17 protein-coding genes are annotated in these 18187 nt (G+C 62.8%); 8 read left to right on the plus strand and 9 right to left on the minus strand.

Annotated elements, in window-relative coordinates:
* Nucleotides 1-47: 47 nt before the first annotated feature.
* The 4 genes from flgE to flgB form a co-directional block, all read right to left on the minus strand.
* Nucleotides 48-1340, minus strand: coding sequence for a flagellar hook protein FlgE (flgE, locus tag DOM54_RS11620; protein ID WP_110716457.1), 1293 nt, complete (start codon nucleotides 1338-1340; stop codon nucleotides 48-50).
* 64 nt (nucleotides 1341-1404) lie between these two features.
* On the minus strand, nucleotides 1405-2106 hold the full coding sequence (locus tag DOM54_RS11625; RefSeq protein WP_110716458.1) for a flagellar hook assembly protein FlgD: 702 nt from the start codon (nucleotides 2104-2106) through the stop codon (nucleotides 1405-1407).
* 29 nt (nucleotides 2107-2135) lie between these two features.
* Entirely contained in the window at nucleotides 2136-2546 is a 411-nt protein-coding gene (gene flgC, locus DOM54_RS11630; protein WP_110716459.1) for a flagellar basal body rod protein FlgC, read from the minus strand.
* A gap of 4 nt (nucleotides 2547-2550) precedes the next feature.
* The gene (gene flgB / locus DOM54_RS11635; RefSeq protein WP_110716460.1) at nucleotides 2551-2970 is read right to left on the minus strand and encodes a flagellar basal body rod protein FlgB; all 420 of its coding nucleotides are present in this window, start codon (nucleotides 2968-2970) and stop codon (nucleotides 2551-2553) included.
* Nucleotides 2971-3179: 209 nt separating this feature from the next.
* Here flgB and flgA point away from each other — a divergent pair, with 209 nt between their 5' ends.
* The 3 genes from flgA to DOM54_RS11650 all read left to right on the plus strand — a co-directional run bounded on the left by flgA (nucleotide 3180) and on the right by DOM54_RS11650 (nucleotide 4836).
* Nucleotides 3180-3953, plus strand: coding sequence for a flagellar basal body P-ring formation chaperone FlgA (gene flgA, locus DOM54_RS11640; protein WP_110716461.1), 774 nt, complete (start codon nucleotides 3180-3182; stop codon nucleotides 3951-3953).
* 115 nt (nucleotides 3954-4068) lie between these two features.
* Nucleotides 4069-4344 (plus strand): flagellar biosynthesis anti-sigma factor FlgM, encoded by a 276-nt coding sequence (flgM, locus tag DOM54_RS11645; protein ID WP_110716462.1) that lies wholly within the window; start codon nucleotides 4069-4071, stop codon nucleotides 4342-4344.
* 39 nt (nucleotides 4345-4383) lie between these two features.
* Complete coding sequence (locus tag DOM54_RS11650) at nucleotides 4384-4836, plus strand: flagella synthesis protein FlgN (RefSeq protein ID WP_110716463.1); 453 nt, start codon at nucleotides 4384-4386, stop codon at nucleotides 4834-4836.
* 70 nt (nucleotides 4837-4906) lie between these two features.
* On the opposite strand, the gene DOM54_RS11655 is transcribed toward DOM54_RS11650, so the two are convergent.
* Complete coding sequence (locus tag DOM54_RS11655; protein ID WP_110716464.1) at nucleotides 4907-5284, minus strand: histone-like nucleoid-structuring protein, MvaT/MvaU family; 378 nt, start codon at nucleotides 5282-5284, stop codon at nucleotides 4907-4909.
* A 515-nt stretch (nucleotides 5285-5799) separates the two neighbouring features.
* On the opposite strand from DOM54_RS11655, the gene DOM54_RS11660 reads away from it, so the two are divergent.
* The 4 genes from DOM54_RS11660 (at nucleotide 5800) to DOM54_RS11675 (ending at nucleotide 9235) form a co-directional block, all read left to right on the plus strand.
* A complete protein-coding gene (locus tag DOM54_RS11660; RefSeq protein ID WP_162619843.1) occupies nucleotides 5800-6741 on the plus strand; it encodes a GGDEF domain-containing protein in 942 nt (313 codons plus the stop codon).
* Nucleotides 6742-6906: 165 nt separating this feature from the next.
* The gene (locus tag DOM54_RS11665; protein WP_110716466.1) at nucleotides 6907-7539 is read left to right on the plus strand and encodes a hypothetical protein; all 633 of its coding nucleotides are present in this window, start codon (nucleotides 6907-6909) and stop codon (nucleotides 7537-7539) included.
* On the plus strand, nucleotides 7536-8282 hold the full coding sequence (locus tag DOM54_RS11670; RefSeq protein ID WP_110716467.1) for a DUF3307 domain-containing protein: 747 nt from the start codon (nucleotides 7536-7538) through the stop codon (nucleotides 8280-8282). Before DOM54_RS11665 ends, DOM54_RS11670 begins: the two co-directional genes overlap by 4 nt.
* Nucleotides 8279-9235, plus strand: a complete 957-nt coding sequence (locus tag DOM54_RS11675) for an N-acetylmuramoyl-L-alanine amidase (RefSeq protein WP_110716468.1) — start codon at nucleotides 8279-8281, stop codon at nucleotides 9233-9235. Before DOM54_RS11670 ends, DOM54_RS11675 begins: the two co-directional genes overlap by 4 nt.
* Here DOM54_RS11675 and DOM54_RS11680 read toward each other — a convergent pair.
* Complete coding sequence (locus DOM54_RS11680) at nucleotides 9225-9776, minus strand: helix-turn-helix domain-containing protein (RefSeq protein WP_110716469.1); 552 nt, start codon at nucleotides 9774-9776, stop codon at nucleotides 9225-9227. The two genes, DOM54_RS11675 and DOM54_RS11680, sit on opposite strands and share 11 nt — an antisense overlap.
* Nucleotides 9777-9935: 159 nt before the next feature.
* Here DOM54_RS11680 and DOM54_RS11685 point away from each other — a divergent pair, with 159 nt between their 5' ends.
* On the plus strand, nucleotides 9936-11129 hold the full coding sequence (locus DOM54_RS11685) for a benzoate/H(+) symporter BenE family transporter (protein ID WP_110716470.1): 1194 nt from the start codon (nucleotides 9936-9938) through the stop codon (nucleotides 11127-11129).
* 2 nt (nucleotides 11130-11131) lie between these two features.
* On the opposite strand, the gene DOM54_RS11690 is transcribed toward DOM54_RS11685, so the two are convergent.
* The 3 genes from DOM54_RS11690 to DOM54_RS11700 form a co-directional block, all read right to left on the minus strand.
* On the minus strand, nucleotides 11132-12034 hold the full coding sequence (locus DOM54_RS11690; protein WP_110716471.1) for a transglutaminase family protein: 903 nt from the start codon (nucleotides 12032-12034) through the stop codon (nucleotides 11132-11134).
* Between the two features lie 28 nt (nucleotides 12035-12062).
* The gene (locus DOM54_RS11695; protein WP_110716472.1) at nucleotides 12063-14591 is read right to left on the minus strand and encodes a circularly permuted type 2 ATP-grasp protein; all 2529 of its coding nucleotides are present in this window, start codon (nucleotides 14589-14591) and stop codon (nucleotides 12063-12065) included.
* Nucleotides 14592-14766: 175 nt separating this feature from the next.
* The gene (locus DOM54_RS11700; protein WP_110716473.1) at nucleotides 14767-18141 is read right to left on the minus strand and encodes a transglutaminase family protein; all 3375 of its coding nucleotides are present in this window, start codon (nucleotides 18139-18141) and stop codon (nucleotides 14767-14769) included.
* Nucleotides 18142-18187: the final 46 nt, after the last annotated feature.

The raw sequence follows: 18187 nt of genomic DNA on the forward strand, positions 1-18187 counted from the left end.
GATGCGAGGTGGCTGCCGGTCAAGACATGACCGGCAGCGAGCCGTTGTCAGCGCAGCTGGGCGATCTGATCCATGACTTCGGACTGCGTACGGATCGAATTGGTGTTGGCCTGGTAGTTGCGCTGCGCAATGATCAGGTTGACCAGTTCCTGGGTCAGATCGACATTGGAAGCTTCCAGCGTCTCGGCCTCGATCGATCCCAGCGTGCCCGTCCCGGCGATACCCAGCAGTTCGTTGCCGGAGGTGGCGGTCGCCGCGAACAGGTTCCCACCAGAAGGCGACAGCCCCTCGGGGTTGCGGAAGGTGGCCAACGCGATCTGACCGAGATCGACGGTCTTCTCGTTCGAGTAGCTGCCGACGACGGAGCCGTCATCGGCAAAGCTGACGCCCACCAGGGCGCCGGACGCGTAACCATCCTGCGCCAGGCTCTTGACCGTGGAGTCGTTGGAGAACTGGGTACTGCCCGCCATGTTGAAGGTCGCGCTGATCGGATCGACGCCGTCGCCCAGCTCGTTGTCGGTGAATGCCAGGTTCGGCCAATTGACCGGATTGGCGGTGGCGTCTGCACCGTCGATGGTGGCCAGCTTGCCGGCGCTATCGAACGTCGCGGTGAGCGTCTGATCGGTGAGCACGCCGTCCAGCGCCGTGCGGGCGCTCCAGGCATTGTCTCCGGTCTTCTGGAAATACAGCGTGGCGTTGTGCTGCGCGCCCTGCGAGTCGTACACCGTGAAGCTGGTGGAATAGTTGTAGGCGATGGATGTCTGCTGGGTGGTGTCTTCCGCCGTCTTGGCCGCGAGATTGTCGTAGAGCACGGCGGTCGAGGAGTCGTCGGCCACGGTGGAAGCATCCAGGTTGAACTGAATGTTGATCCCCGTTCCGGTGGCACCGGTAGCGCTGGCCGGCATGTCTGCCGCCGGCACGTTGAGCACCTGCGGCTGGCCACCGACGACAACACCGGAGTTGACGTTGGTGGCATCCGCCAGGCCGTAGCCCATCAGCCGGGCGCCCTGGGCGTTTTCCAGAAATCCGTCGGCGGTCAGCGTCAACTGGCCGTTGCGCGAGTAGCCGACCTCGCCCTCCTGCTGAAAGCGCAGGAAGCCGTCGCCGCTGATGGCGATGTCCAGGTTGCGTCCGGTGGACTCGAGGCTGCCGGTGCTGAAGTCCTGGAGCACGCCGGAGACCCGAGTACCCAGGCCCACGGCGCTATTGGCGAATACGTCCGAGAACTGGACCGATCCGCTCTTGAACCCCTTGGTCTGGGAGTTTGAAATATTGTTGCCGATTACATCCAACTGCTGGGAAGCGGCGTTGACGCCACTCAATGCCTGCGAAAAGCCCATGACTGATCCCCTACGTTTATCGGTTGCGTCCGCTAGAACGGTTGATGTCGTTACTGAAACTCACTCAGAGAATCTGACGTACTTCCGAGAGCGCCACGGGATCCTGAGCGTATCCCAAGTCGAGCTGGGCGCCGCTCGCCCCCTGAATCACCCCGTTGACCAGGGCGTAGTTCAGCGCAGCCGGCGCGTAGGTCTCATCCCCCACGATGCCGGTCAGGGAAGCCGTGTAGGTGCTGTTGACGGCGGCGCTGGAGCCATCGGCCAACTTGCCATCCCAGGTAAAGCTGTGGACGCCTGCGGCCAGGGGCCCGGTTGAGAAGCTGTCGATGATCTCGCCGCTGGCACCGCGAATATCGATCTGCAGATCCTCGACGGCACTATCCAGCTCTACGCCGATCGGCGTGGTGACCACGCCATTGGCGTCATCGGAAGATCCCACCAGGATCCTGTTTCCCGGCACCATCACGCCCTGACCGATCAACGCCGTGGCCTGCAACGCCTGGCCCGCGTCGATCTGGTCGGTAATCGCGGACAGGCTGTCATTGAGTTTCTCGATGCCGCTGACGGTGTTGATCTGAGCCAGTTGCGCCGTCATGTCCGAATTTTCCATCGGGCTGGTCGGATCCTGGTTCTTCAACTGCGTCACCAGCAGCGTCATGAAACGATCATTGAGCTCGCTGCCGGAGTCGACCCCCGTGGCAGAGCTCTTGGTGGCCGCACCATTGATGTTGGCCAAGGTACTGTTGCCGATCACCGGACTGGACATGACATCTCCTCGCTATGGACCGACACCGATCAGCCTTCGCCGATGGTGAGTGTTTTCGTCATCAGCGTCTTGGCGGTGTTCATGACCTCGACGTTGGCTTGGTAGGAGCGAGAGGCGGCGATCATGTCCACCATCTCGTTGACTGGGTCGACGTTGGGCATCGTCACGTAGCCCTGGTCGTCCGCCAGAGGATGCCCCGGCCGATACTCCATCCGCATCGGCGTGGTGTTGTCCTCGATCACGCCGTTGACGCGAACACCGCCGGCACTGCCGCCCTGCTGGCTCATCGCCTGGAACATCACCTGCCTGGCGTGATAAGGCTGCCCGTCAGGACCGGCGACACTATCCGCGTTGGCCAGGTTGCTGGCCGTCACGTTCATCCGCTGTGAATTGGCGGACAGCGCCGAGCCGGAAATTTCGAATACGCTGAACATCGACATCGTGTTACTCCGATTGCATGGCTTTCTTCAGCCCTTGGATCTTGCGACTGACGAAAGTGACATCCGCCTGATAACGCAACGAATTGTCGGCAAAGGCCGAGCGCTCCCTATCCATGTCGACCGTATTGCCATCAAGGCTGGGCTGATCCGGCACCCGATAGAGCAGATATCGGACGCCCGTCCCGCCAACGGCCTGCCCGGGAATGTGCCGGGCAGAGGTCCGCGCCAGTGACAGCCCACCGGAAGCCTCGCTGCGGCCCTGCTCCATCACCCGATTCAACTCGGCGCGAAAATTGAAATCCCGGGCCTTGAAGTTGGGCGTATCGGCGTTGGCGATGTTATTGGCCAGCACCTGCTGGCGCTCCGCACGAAGGTTGATGGCCTCCTGCTGGAAGCGCAGCGCGTTATCCAACTTGTCGAACATGCCGTGCACCTCGAGTGGCGTTCGCTGGAAAATTGACAGAGTGGAGAATAGCGGCGGGATGTTCGTGGCAATTGTGTAAACAGACCCTTAATTGCGCGCCATTTTTATCAATGCCTGGCGGCGGGCCCGTTTAAAATCGCTTCCACTATGGGGAATTCCGTCGATCGACGCAGTACACCGCGAGCCTGCCAGCCACCGAGGTCCATGCCATGCGAGCAGATCCGTCCGAAACGTTTCAGCGCGCCCGGTCGAAGTGCCGCCCCGGTCTGCGCCGGGTCGCCTGGACCACAGCCATGACGCTGATGGCGCTACTGTTCGCGCTGTCGCTGTTGCCAATACCCTCGATATCGCAGGCGGATACGCAGGTCCCACCGGACGATGCGATCAGCACGAGTGTGACGCACTTCCTTCAACAGCAAACCGCGTCTCTCGGAGATCAAGTCAAGATAGCGCTTCAGGATCGAGCAGCCGATCTCGGGGATTGTCCGACGCCCCAACCTTTTCTGCCTCGACCTGGGGTCCCCCAAGGCCGGGTAACCGTGGGCGTGCACTGCGGCAGCGACAGCAGCCGCACCCGCTATGTGCAGGCAACGGTTTCCGCGGTCGTCCGTCATCTGGTGGCCAGCCAACCTATCGAGCCGGGGCAAAGGATCGACGCAATGGCGCTGGACTGGCAGCAGACGGACATTTCCCGTCTCCGCCGTGGCTATCTGGACGATCCCGCCGAGGCGGCCGGCATGGTCGCCACCCGTCGCATACCGCCGGGCACCACCCTGACCGAGAGCATGGTGCGCAAGCCCTGGATGGTGAAACGTGGCGACACGGTGGTGCTCACCGCCGTCGGCCAGGGCTTTAGTGTGAGTCGTAACGTCGAGGCACTGGACAACGGTGGGCTGGGGAGTACGATTCGTCTCAAGACCGAGAACAATCAGATCCTTCAGGGGCGAGTGACGGGACAGGATCGACTGCGGGTCGACTTCTAGCGTGCCCGGATAAATTTCTTAACAAAACTCTTCCTTAATTGCTTTCAGCTTCCGCGGGCGCTGCCGATAACGTAGGAAACCCCGTCATCGTGCATCCAGCCATGAGGTAACGACTTTGAAAATCGACCAGACACAGCCGCTGACTCGCCCCACGCAGAACGAAGCCGCCGAGCAGCGCAAGAGTGTTGAATCGCTGGGAAACGCCAAGACGGCGGCCGGTTCGACCACGACGTTGAGCCAGATCCCGACCTCTGACGATAGCGGCGACATCGACACTGCTCGCGTCAACGACATTCGCCAGGCCATCTCCGAGGGCCGGCTCGAACTCGATACCGGCAAGATCGCCGACGGCCTGATCCAGAGCGTCCGCGACATGCTGGGTGAGCGTTAATCATCTGACTGACTTCAGGTCCGGACTCAGGAATCTTCCATGACGCCAGCCGAATTGCTCCGCGAACAACAAGCCCTGCTGCAAGCTTTCGCCGAAACGCTGGATGCCGAGGCCACTTGCCTCGGCTCGGGTAACGCCGATGGCGAACGCCTCAGCACGCTGGCGGCGTCGAAGCAAAAGCAACTGAGCGAGCTTGATCGACTTGAAGCGCTACGCAGGGAGCAGCAACGGTCGCAGGGATTTGGCGTCGGCAGCCAAGGCGCGGCCCAGTTCGCCAATGCGACCGGCATGGATGAGACCTGGCAGCGGATTCGACGATTGGCGGAGCAGGTTCGCCAAACCAACCGGCTCAACGGCCATATCATCTCCCAGCGGCTGGAGCATAACCAACAGGCTATCGATTTCCTGAATCGGGCCATTGGTGGCAGCGTCTATGGGCCAAGCGGCCAATCCCGACATGGCGGCTTCGGCGGCATCAGTTCCAAGGCCTAGAAAGCAAAACCCTCCACCAAAACGATGGCAGAGGGCTCTTTCGACCAAGCGCAGTAACAATGGTAAATGTTTAGTCTTCCGTTCTGACGACCCAAGATTCGACGGTATCGCCGCCGTGCTCGTCCTTCCAGGCCTTCAAGGTCTTGTGATTGCCGCCACGCGTCTCGACGACTTCACCCGTCTTGGGGTTCTTGTAGATTTTTAGCTTGCGCTTGCGGCGTCCTCCCGCGGAGCTCGCCGGCGTTGCAGAGGCCTGGGAGCCCTCGGCAGGACTCAGCAACTCAATGACGTCCCGCGTCGTCTTGCCGTATTCCGCCATCAGTGCCTCGAGCTTCTCCTTGAACTCGAGTTCGGATTTCAGGCGCTGATCACCCTCCATGCGTTTCAGCTCTTCTTCAAGCTGCTTCAGAAGCTGTTCTTTCTTGACATAATCGCTGAGTAGAGACATTCGTCGTTCCGTTGCGGATTGGTTTAAGCGAAGACATTATTGCCGATATTTACAAAGTTGCAAGGCTTGTCGGGATGATTTTTTTACGCATCCCAATTACCGATATTTATTAACTCACGATCCTTTTCACTTCATATCCGCGAACCGACTCCAGGCTATGACGGACCAGCATTTGCCATGAGATCAAAACGCCATCGCCAAACTCGGCGCCATATTCGTCTCGGCAAAAAACAGCACAAGGGATATTTCGGTGCCAGTTTGATTGTTAAGACTTTATCCGAACAAGCAGCCCTCAAGATTACCAGCCTGCAAAATCTGGATAAGCGCTCGCTAAATCAATGACATCTAATTACTTATGGTTCCGGCGATAGCGCTACAGTTAGCCCACGGAACGTCGATATTGAACTGGAGACCACGCGTATTCCCGCCTCGGCACGAATGGGTGCGCGTTTCACTCACCCGACGACGGACTGCGGTCTTCGGCAACCAGGACATCGGTTCAAGACATGCCGAAAATGAAAAATCACTTATCGATCCGGGCATTGGGGGTCCTCGCCGGGATCTGGATAGGCAGCTCGCTTGGCACACTGACGGCGGCCTGGCTCGTGACGACCGCTGGCGGGACGTTCGTGACGGTCGTACTGGCCGGCCTACCTGTCGGGCTCGCGGGGCTGGCGGCCACGCTGTGGCTGATAAACCAGCAACTGCTGATGCCAGTCAGACGCATGGCCGATCATGTCCGCCTCGAACATGACTTCAGCACCACGCCTCGTGAAATGCCCTTCGACCTCTCCAGCCGTGCCGATGCCGTAGGTCTGCTGGCACGGCAACTGCAGCGTTTGATCGAGGAGTCGAGAAGCCACCACGCGGCGCTGCTGGAGCAGACCCTCAACGACCCGCTGACGGGACTCGGCAATCGTCGAATGCTGAAAAAGCGCCTGGATATGCTGGTCCCGCTCAGTCGCCGGCTGAGCTGTACGGTATCGGCGATGATGGTCGACGTGGATCACTTCAAGGCATACAACGACAATTATGGTCATCCGGCAGGCGACAGCTGCCTCGTGGATATTGCCGGGGTGTTGAGGGATACTTTTCGTCGAGATACCGATGTCGTGGTGCGTCTCGGTGGTGAAGAGTTTCTGGTGCTGCTGATCAATACCGGCAATGAAGAAGCCCGGGCTTTGGCAGACGCGATGCGAGGCATGATCCAGGCGCTGGGATTGCCACATGAGTACTCCCCCGTTGCCCCTGTCGTCACCGTCAGCGTTGGCGTAGTCACGAGTCCCAATGGCTTGCTGATCGATATCGACGAAATGATCAATCACGCAGACCAGGCACTGTACGACTGCAAGGAACACGGACGAAATCGGGTGGCTGCGAGACTGATCGGTGCCGACAACACGCCGGCAGCGAATACCGCCGCCGTCGAGCCGGTCGCTCGGCCATCGGAGGGATAACAAAATTTACAAGCATGTACTGGATAGACATCCAGTACTCGTTTACCTTCATCTTATTGATATCTTCAGCGCTCTGCGCTAATAGCTTTTTTTATGCATAAGCGTAAAAATAGCTTTTTTATACTATAATCTAACCACCTAAGCTGGATATCGATAAGGAGTCTCATGACATCGATCGGCGTGCTCAGTGGAGACATCGTGGCTTCCCGCGATATTGCCGACAAACGCAAGTTGCGCGGCGCGATCGATACCGGTATCGAGCGGCTCGGCCAGACGTTTGACGCGGTGGGCACGCGGTTCCGTGGCGACGCCTTTCAACTGGCCGTTCCGAGGATCGAGGACACCATCTTCGCGGCCGTTCTCATGCGTGCCAGCCTGCTCGAGCACTCTCCTTCTCGACGCCAGACCTGGGACGCACGAATCGCCATCGGTATCGGCGAGGGCGAAGTGCCCGCGCCGGACGACTTCATCAATGCGGATGGGGAGGCATTCGTGCGCTCCGGTCAGGGCCTGGACGCGTTGGGCCAAGGCCATCAACGGCTGGGCCTGTTCCTCCCATCACCCCAACCGGATCTGAATCTGCTGATCCAGTTTGCCGATGACATCATCAGTCACTGGAGCCACAACGCCGCGGAAGTGGTTCGCCTGAGCCTAACCTCCGATCACTCCCAAAGTGAACTGGCCAAACGCCTGGAACGCTCTCAACCGACCATCAATCGCCGCCTGAGCGCAGCACGCTGGTCGCTGATCCACGCCTTTCTCGAGTTCACCCGGGAACGCCTGGAGGCCATGAAATGAGCGAGAACGGTCTGTCGCTGCTCCTGGCGCTGCTGCTGTCGCACACCGTCGCCGATTTCATTCTGCAGAGTGACGCCTGGGCGCGCCAGAAGCAGCAACACCATTTCCGCGCGCGCTCGCTCTACTGGCATGTCGGCATTCACATGTTGCTGTGCCTGGCCATCCTGATCGCTTTTGGCATTCCCTTGCGTGAGGCCTTGATCAGCACGGGAATCGTGGGTTTGACCCACTGGATGATCGACACGCTGAAAAGCTACATGCCAGCCCACCGCGTCAGCTTTTTCGTTTTCGACCAACTTCTCCACCTTCTGGTTCTGGTCGTCGTCTGGTGGTGGGTCATCGGTGGCAGCGCCCTGCCCCTCGCCATCGATACGAGCCTGTTGTGGCAACCCCCAACGCTGCTGACTGCCCTGGCGTATCTGCTGGTCCTGCGCCCGTCTTCGGTCCTGATCGCGCTGATCATGCGTCGCTGGAGCGAGGGCGTCGATACCCGTGGCACCCTGGCCGACGCGGGCGCCCGAATCGGCATGCTGGAGCGTTTTCTCATTCTGACATTCGTGCTGAGCAACCAGATGGCCGCGATCGGCTTTCTCCTGACCGCCAAGTCGGTGCTGCGTTTCGGCGACCTCTACGAAGATCGCGACCGGAAGCTCACTGAATACGTGCTGTTGGGCACGATGTTGAGCTTCTCGATCACCCTCACACTGGGCCTACTGACACGTTATCTGCTGAGTGTGCTATGAAGCTCCCTGGCACGCGGTCGCTGCACCAACTCATCGCCCCGCTTGTGGCCCTGCTATCGCTGGCAGCGTTGGCCGGCTGTGCCGGTTCATCGAACATGGAGATCCGGCCAGGGTATGTGGCGGACCACACCTACCAGTCGCGGGCCTACAATCACCGCGTCCGCTACCTGATCCTGCACTACACCGATTCTGAAGCGCCTCGCGCCCTTAGCACACTGCTTGGCCCTCATGTCAGCTCGCACTATCTGGTGGCTCGGCACCCGGGGGCCGAAGGCGGCGGCCCCCGAGTGTGGCAGCTGGTCGACGAGAACGATCGGGCCTGGCACGCCGGGCTCAGCGCCTGGGAAGACCGCACTCAACTCAACGACACGTCCATCGGCGTCGAGATCGTCAATCGTGGGCCTCGCGAAACGGCTGCGGGTAGGCAGTGGCAGTCCTATCCGGCCCCGCAGATCGAGGCAGTCATCGCCTTGGCGAGAGATATCATCCAGCGCTATGACCTTCCTCCGACCTCGATTCTCGGCCATTCGGACATCGCGCCCTCGCGCAAGATCGACCCGGGGCCGCGCTTTCCGTGGAAGAGGCTGCACGAAGCCGGCGTGGGAGCCTGGCCCGACGATGAAGACACCGACACCTATCGGCGTCGTTTCGCCCACTGCTCGCCAACCATGGCGCAATACCAACACGCGCTGAGCGCCTACGGCTATCGACTCGCGGCGACGGGCATCCTCGACGAGGAGACCCGCGACGTCACCAGAGCGTTCCAGATGCACTTTCGACCCGCCAGCTATGCCGGCCAACCGGACGACGAGACCGCCGCCATTCTCTGGGCGCTGCTGGCCCGCTATCGGCCACAGGCGCTGGTGGAGACCGATCTGGCGGTGCCGAGGGGCTGTCTCGAGCCGAAGCAAGAGACAGTCGACAGCGCCCGGGTACAGCAATTCACGCACTGAAAGGATAGTGAATCAGATCGTGAACCTTTGCTGGCGCCCGCCCCCGGTTGCGATACCCATGCGGCTGGTCCGCCGCGAAGCGCAGCACTTCCCCTGCCGCCAGCGTTTGCCACTCCCCCTCGACGAAAAGCTCCATCTCGCCTTCCAGCACGACCACGTGCTCGATCACCCCCGGAGCATGCGGCGACGACTCGCTCAGACAGCCCTGAGACAGCTCGATCGCAAACATCTCGAATCCGAGCATCGGGTCGAACGCGAACAGCGGTGTGACGATCATGCCGGAGGCATCACGGTGCCTGGGAGGTGAGGTCGGGCGATGCACGACACCGCTTTCACCAACCAGGAAACGCGATAGCGGTGCCTGCAGTCCGCTGGCGATCTTCCACAGCGTCGCGATGGTTGGGGTCGACTCGCCCCGCTCGATCTGACCCAGCATTGCCTTGCTGACGCCGCAGAGCCTGGCGACCCGGTCAAGGCTCAGGCCGCGCTCAGTGCGGAACTGCCTCATGCGCTGCCCGATGGCCGCAAGATCTGGACTCATGATCCCTCCCAATGCTTATACCCCCGGCGCCAGGTCCAGGCCGCCGCCCTGGACCGCTTCCGTTGTGCCACTTCGCCAGTGTCGTGCGCGATAGCGGAGATTGTCGAAATTCGCGATGTGCGTTATAACGCACATCCCATCTCGATTTCGAGCATTGACATGGCACCTCCCCCGGCCAAGCGCCAATCCCCTCCGCCTCTATTCACCGCCTCGCACATCACGGCGGGATTCGTCGCCGTGCTGGTCGGCTACACCAGCTCCGCGGTGATCATTTTCCAGGCAGCGGCGGCAGCAGGCGCGTCGCCGGCGCAGATCGGTGGCTGGCTGAGCGCGCTCGGTCTCGCCATGGGCCTCACGTCGATCGGCCTCTCCCTGCACTTTCGGCAACCGATTCTGACGGCCTGGTCGACGCCGGGGGCGGCCCTGCTGGCTACCAGCCTGCCCGGCCTGCCACTGAGCGAAGCCATCGGTATCTTCCTGTTCAGCGCCGCAATGGTCGTCGTGTGCGGCGTCACCGGTTGGTTTGCCAGACTGATGCAGATCATCCCCCAGTCCATCGCCGCCGCCATGCTGGCGGGCGTTCTACTGCGCTTCGGCCTCGACGCCTTTGCGTCGATGGAGACCGACTTCATCCTGGTGCTGTCGATGTTTCTGACCTACCTCGCCGCCCGGCACTGGCTGCGTCGGTACGCCATCCTGCTCGTGCTGGTGGTGGCGCTCGGCGTCGCCGCCCTGCTGGGAGAGATCGACGCGGCGGGAACCCATCTGATCCTGACGCTGCCACAACCCATCTGGCCGACTTTCTCGTTGTCCAGCCTGATCGGCGTGGGCATTCCACTCTTCGTGGTGACGATGGCCTCTCAAAACGCACCCGGTGTGGCGACGCTGCGGGCAGCCGGCTACGATACCCCGGTATCGCCGTTGATGATCTGGACCGGGCTGACAACGCTTCTGTTGGCGCCGTTCGGCGCATTCAGCATCTGCCTGGCGGCCATCACAGCGGCCATCTGCATGGGACCCGACGTCCATCCGGAGGCCGACAAACGTTATCCCGCGGCCATGTGGGCAGGCGGATTCTATTTGCTGGCAGGTCTCTTCGGCGGCTCGATCGGGACGCTCTTCGACGCCTTGCCCCCGGGGCTCGTACTGGCGATAGCCGGGCTCGCGCTGCTGCCAACCATCGGGAGCAGTCTTCATCGCGCGCTATTGGAGGCCCACCAGCGTGAGGCCGCCCTGGTGACCTTCCTGGTCACCGGTTCCGGCGTCACGCTGTTCGGCGTGGGTGCCGCATTCTGGGGGCTCGTGGCCGGCATGCTGGTACTGATCACCGCCTCCCCGCAGCGCCCGACCTGACCTCAGATACCGCTCAAGGCGCCTTGCCGGAAGCCTTCCCCGGGGCTCTCGATCGGCTCGACATCCACCGCCACCTCGAGTTCGTGGGCGCCGCCGCCGTTCATGACCCCTTTGAGCGGCGGCACATCACCGTAATCCCGCCCCCACCCCAGCACGAGATGGCGCTCGCCCGGCACACTGCCGTTGGTGGGGTCGTACTCGAGCCACCCCCAATTCGGAATGTGCACCGCCACCCAGGCATGCGAGGCATCGGCGCCAACCAAGCGCGGCTGTCCGGGCGGCGGCAGCGTCTCGAGGTAGCCGCTGACGTAGCGTGCCGACAACCCCAGAGAGCGCAGGCATCCAATCATCAGGTGCGCAAAGTCCTGGCAGACACCCCGCCGCGCTTCCAGCACCGTCAGCACCGGGGTAGCCAGCGACGAGAACTCGGGATCGTAGGTGAAATTCTCGAATATCCTGCGGTTGAGATCGTCCACACCCTCTCTCAGCGACCGACCCGCCGGAAAGCTGGGCGCGGCGAACGCGCGCAGTGCAGGCTCGCGGGATACGAACGGAGAATCCAGCTGGAACTGCCGCAGTTCCGGCGTACGGCCGGCATGACGCGCCGCGGATTGCCAGTCATCGTCGATCTCTTCCGGCGGCAGCGGCCGTCCCAGTGTCTCCAGACAGGTGATGGCCGTGACCGACAACGCCATATGAATCTCCTGGACACTGAAGAAGTTCACCCGATTGCCGAAGAAGTCGACCCGCTGATGGCTGACCGCGGGGCGCGGCACGATATCGAGCTCGGTGCCATCGACCCTCTGCCAGGAGAGCGCTCGGGGCACTACTCGTGCCTCGTTGTGACACAGTGATACCGGCGCGGCGTAATCGTAACGAGTCGAGTGGCGGACACGGTAACGCATGACGAAATCCTGTAACGGTAGACGTGGCCTATGGCGCCTGCATGGGGACCAACTGACGCGGCGTTTCGACGTGGCTGAAATGGCTGTGCTCGATGGCGAGCGAAAGGCTGCCGAGCGGCGCGGCCAGCGCATCCAGCAGCACCGCCAGGGCCTGCCTGGCATCGTCGTCGTCATCCAGTCTCGAGAGCCGTTCCAGATCGGCCAGGTGCAGCGCCGAACGCGCCTGGATCAGCAGGCGGGCCTCTTCACTTCGGTAAGGGGTGTTGCTGGGCTGCGGCAGGCGCTCGATCTGGCGCTCCAGGCGCTTGAACATGTAGCCTACCGAGCGCGGGTTGGCCTCGTCGAACAGCAGCAGATCGAGAATGGCTGCGGGATGAAGCTCGCTCCGATAGCGTCGCCGGTAAGCTGTCGCATTGTCGGTCGTGGCCAGGACCACGTCCCACAGTGACTCGCCGGCATGAGCCGAATCGATCAGCGCCAGTCTCAGCAGAGTCAATGTCGCCAGGGAGCGCTCGAGGAAACGCCCGATATCCATGAAACGCCAGCCGAAATGGTGCGGCATGGTCTCGTTGCAAAGCCCGAAAAAGGCAGCGAGTTGCGTGATCACCGTCTCCACCGATCGACGCCCCTGATCGATGCCCGCCAGGGGGAGGCGGCCCGACTCCTGCCGCAGTTGATTGAAGACCCGCCAGGCATCGTCACCGAGATGATCGCGCACCGCGCGACAGTTGTTGGCCATGCGTGAGACGAGCGTCGGCAGGCTGCCGTCCCGGTCCTGCTGGAACAGCGCCAGCAGGCGTTCGCGATACGCGGAGAAGCGTTCCTCCGACATCTCGTCGGGTGAGAGTGCCTCCGGCTCCATCAGGTGCAGGATATCGGCCAGCGTGTCATCCGCGAGCCCTTCTTGATCCTGCTCGAGCAGTCGGTAGAGCGCTTCGCGCAGCAGCCGGGAGCGGACATCGAGACGCTCGCCATAACGCCCCACCCAGAACAGACTATCGGCAACGCGACTGGGAAGATCGGCACCGTCACGCGTCACCACCAGAGGCTGTCGCGAACGTCGCAACCGGCTGACGTGGGGCTGCGGTTCGTAGGCGGTAACCCAGACGTCCTTGACGCACTGGCTGGACCGCATGGCAGTCTCCGGCGCGCCCTGCCAGGCCACGCCGCCGGGCATTACCTCGTAGTCGCTGAAGCGGTAGTCCGCATCGAAGACCGCCTGGCTGAAGCAGCGGACATTGAATGTCGAAGGCGCCAGGCGGGCGCAGTCGCGGCTGAAAAACGGCGCGGTGGCGGCGACCAGCGGCTGCTGGGCCACATACCGGTCCGGTTGGGCAACGATCGACTGGCGCAGGCGTCCGGCCGCCTCTTCGCTGAGACCGGCGGGAGAGACCCAATTCCGATCGCCGTCGAGGCGCTGGAAGTCCAGCGTCTCGAAGCCCGCCATCGCCCAGGCGAGCCCTTCCGGTTGCCCGCACCAGTGGCGTTCGGGGCTGCCGATCTGCAACGTCTCGCCGAGCAACCGCTCGCACAGTGACGGCAGGTAGGCGGCGATCAGGGGATGCTCCAGCGCTCCCACCCCCGGCGGGTTGGCGACTCCGACGCCACCCGCCCGTATCGCCTCCAGCAGGCCCGGCACGCCGATCAGCGAGTCGCCACGCAGTTCCAGCGGATCGACCCAGCCGTCGCCAATATGGCGCAGCAGCACGTCGACGGGCTGGAGGCCACCCAGCGTGCGCATCCAGAGCCGTGAATCCCGCACCACCAGATCCCCGCCTTCCACCAGCGCCAGATTGAGATAGTTGGCCAGATAGGCGTGTTCGAAATAACTGTCGTGGCCAGGCCCAGGCGCCAGCAGCGCGATGGTGGGATGATCGAGATTGAATCGTGACAGCGACGACAGAGAATGGTGTTGCGCGCCGAGAAACCCGGCGAGTCGCTTCAGCGGTGCGTTGCGGTAGAGGTCCGGCAGCGCGCGGGCCATGGCGATACGGTTCTCGAGAGCGAATCCCATCCCCGAAGGAGACTGGACACGGTCGGCCAGCACCTGCCACTGACCCTCGGCGTTCCGGGTCAGATCCACGCCGTGCAACAGCAAGCCCGAGTCGTCGTCGCTGAAGAGTTGATCGCATGGAAGCAGAAAGGCAGGGTTGGCATACAGCGCATCGGCCGGCAGAATGCCCTCCGCCAGCATCCGGCGGGGGCCGTACATATCCTTGAGCACGGCGGCCAGCAGCCGGCTGCGTTGACGCAAGCCCTGCTCGAGGCGTTTCCATTCCCGAGGAGAGATCACCAGAGGCAGCGGATCCAACCACCACTGCCGGCGACTGCCCGCTTCGTCATTGGGCAGGTTGTAAGTCACGCCATTCTCGTGCAGCAGGTGCTGCACTTCCTCCGCTCGCTGAACCAGCGACTCCCGCCCCAGTCGTTCCAACTGGTGGAGCAGCGGCAGCCAGCGGCGGCGCACCGAGCCATCGGAAGCGACCAGCGCATCGTGGACATCGCCGGAGGTATAGGTCTCCAGCCAGGAAGGGCGAAGCGTCTCGGTTACTACCATCGTCTTTTATCTAGGTATGCGCCGGGACTCCTTCCCAGCGGCCATTCATCACCGGGCTCCTGCCGGTGTCGTGGGGCCGGCCAGATCGCCGCCCCTCTCTCCACTGTAACGCGCTGGACTAGCAACGCTCGATTCAAAAAACTTGCGCCCGACGGATGATGGGCTGGAACCGAACCTAGCCGATCCCCGTCGTCCGTTCACGTAGATCCAGGGTGAACGGATAATCGTCACTGATCGATGCGTCGGGCACGTCATGGGTGCCCTGGCGGTGGCCGTGAGGCTGGAACCGGGCCAGGCGACGCGCCTCGGCCTCATTGGCATTGACCGGGAAAGTCTCGAAGTTGCGCCCGGCCGGATGCGAGACGTGATAGCGGCAGCCGCCGATCGAGCGCCGATTCCAGGTGTCGATGATGTCGAACACCAGCGGCGCGTGAACCGGGATCAGGGGATGGAGCGCCGACGGCGGCTGCCAGGCCCGGTAGCGTACCCCGGCCACCGCCTCGCCATTGCGCTCCGTGGCCCTCAACGGCACGCGGTGTCCATTGCAGGTCACCACGTAGCGATCGCCGCTCATCCCGCCTACCTTCACCTGCAGACGCTCCACCGAGGAGTCCACGTAGCGCGAGGTGCCACCCCCGGCGGCCTCCTCGCCAAGCACGTGCCATGGCTCGATCGCCTGACGTAGCTCCAATTCAACGCCCTGATACTGCACGCGCCCGAGAACCGGGCAACGAAACTCCAGGAACGGGGCGAACCACTCCGGCTCGAAGACCATTCCATCGTTGCCGAGTTCGACCAGTATCTCCTCGAGGTCGCGCCAGAGATAGTGCGGCAACATCCAGCGATCATGCAGCGCCGTGCCCCAACGTACCAGATTGCCGTATGCCGGGCGGTCCCAGAAGCGCGCAACCAGCGCACGGATCAGCAAGCCCTGCATCAGGCTCAGGCGGGGGTGCGGCGGCATCTCGAACCCGCGCAACTCGAGCAGCCCCAGCCGGCCGGTGTCGCTATCCGGCGAGTAGAGCTTGTCGATGCAGAATTCGGCACGGTGGGTATTGCCGGTGAGGTCGGTCAGCAGATGGCGGAAGAGCCGATCCACCAGCCAGGGCTGCGCGGCCTCCTCCCGACTCAATTGACCCAGCGCGATCTCGAGCTCGTGAAGCGACTCGTGACGTGCCTCGTCCACGCGCGGGGCCTGACTGGTGGGGCCGACGAACAATCCCGAGAAGAGGTAGGAGAGCACTGGATGCCGCTGCCAATAACTGACCAGGCTACCGAGCAGCGCTGGCCGACGCAGGAACGGCGACTCCGCCGGTGTCGCTCCACCCAAGGTCACGTGATTACCGCCACCGGTGCCGGTGTGGCGGCCGTCGAGCATGAACTTTTCGGCCCCCAGACGCGTCTGTCGGGCCTCTTCGTAGAGGATCTCGGTCTGGGCGACCAGTGCCGCCCAGCTCGGCGCCGGCATGATATTGACCTCGATCACCCCGGGATCCGGGGTGATCATGAACTGTCTGAGGCGCGCATCGGCGGGCGGCGGATAGCCCTCGACGAACACCGGCATCTCAAGTTCCGCAGCCGTATGCTCGATCGCCGCGATCAACGCCAGATAGTGGTCGATCTCCGTCACCGGCGGCACGAAGACGTAGAGCTGGCCATCGCGCGTTTCCAGGCACAGGCTGGTACCGATGACGTCGGGCTGGTCGTTGACCGCAGTGGCTTCGGCACTCCCGGCAGCATGGCGGTTACTGCTCAAGGCGTTGTAAGGCAGACTCTCGGCGCTCTCCAGCCGCCCATCGGTTTCCGCGTCGGGCCTCGCCATGGCATGCCTCACTGCGTGGTAACGACGCGTCACACCAAAGTGCGGGTCGGCCATGGCCAATGGCGGCGCCCACAGCGACCGTGGCTGATCGACACCTCTGAACGCCGACTGGGGTAGCGACGACAGCGGCAACCGCAGCCCCATCGGCGAATCGCCCGGAATCAGGTAGAGATGATCGCGCCGCAGCGGCCACTCGCCACTCTGCCAGCCACCCAGCCGGGGGGCGTAGCGCAGCGGTAGCGCATACCCCGTCACGGTGCCGAGCCCCCTTTCCAGTAGCCGGGCCAGCCGGCGGCGCTCTTCATCGTCGTCGAGATCGTGCTCGCGAGGATCCACATCCACCGCCAGCGTCTGCTCGCGCCACAGATAGTAGATGGCATCCTCGTAGCCCGGCAGCAAATGGCCAGCGTCGACTCCCAGATGCCCGGCAAGCGCCTCGCCAAAGCGTAACGCATCCGTGGTGGCGTAGCCGGGGTCGGCGGTTTCGTCTGCCAGCCAGCGCTCGTCACGCCATACCGGCACCCCATCCTCGCGCCAGTAGCAGGCCAGCGCCCAGCGCGGCAACGGCTCGCCCGGATACCACTTGCCCTGGCGATAATGCAGCAACCCACCGGGTGCGAAAGCGCGACGCAGACGCTTGAGCAACTGACCGGAGAGCTTGCGCTTGGTCTCGCCCTGAGCTGCGGTGTTCCACTCGTCGGCCTCCATGTCGTCGACAGACACGAACGTCGGCTCGCCCCCCATGGTCAGCCGCACGTCGCCGGCCACCAGCCGTTGGTCCACCTGCTCGCCGAGCCGGTCGATCGATCGCCATTGCTCATCGCTGTAGGGCCGGGTGACGCGGGGATCCTCGTGGATTCGCTCGATGCTCATGGCGAAATCGAACGTCACCTCGCATTCGTCGGAATAACCGACGATGGGCGAGGCGCTGGTGGGTTCCGGTGTCGCGGCCAGCGGAATATGGCCCTCGCCTGCCAGCAGCCCGGAGGTGGGGTCGAGCCCGATCCAGCCGGCGCCGGGCACGAAGACCTCCGTCCATGCGTGCAGATCGGTGAAGTCGGTTTCGGTGCCGGAAGGACCATCGATCGACTTGACGTCCGCCGTCAGTTGGATGAGGTAACCGGACACGAAGCGCGCCGCCAGGCCGAGGTGGCGCGCAATCTGGACCAGCAGCCAGGCGGAATCCCGGCACGAGCCGCGGGCTTTCCCTAGGGTCTCTTCCGCGCTCTGGACACCTGGCTCCATTCTCACCAGGTATTGGATGTCCTGCTGCAGGCGCTGGTTGAGCCGCACCAGAAAATCGGCGATGGCAAAGTCACCCTTGGGCACCCCGGCCAACCACTCCGTCAATCGCGGGCCGTGCTCGCGAACTTCCAGATAGGGCGCCAGTTCCTTGCGCAGCGCTTCCGGATAATCGAACGGATAGCGTTCGGCATAACTCTCGACGAAAAAGTCGAACGGGTTGATCACCGTCATCGGCGCGACCACCTCGACCGATACGTCGAGACGCGTCAATGGCTCCGGGAACACCACGCGGGCGATGAAGTTGCCGAAGGGATCCTGCTGCCAGTTGAGGAAGTGCGGCTGAGCCGAGATGTTCAGTGAGTAGGCTTCGATCGGCGTGCGGCAGTGCGGCGCCGGCCGCAACCGAATCAGATGCGGGGAGAGGCCGACCGGGCGATCGAACACGTAAGAGGTACGGTGAGACAACGCAACACGTAAGGTCATGGCGATCTCTTGGTCGAGTGAGGGTCTCGTCGTGGACTTCGTGACA

Origin of the sequence: Salinicola acroporae (assembly GCF_003206615.1) — a bacterium.
GTDB classification, from domain to species: domain Bacteria; phylum Pseudomonadota; class Gammaproteobacteria; order Pseudomonadales; family Halomonadaceae; genus Salinicola; species Salinicola acroporae.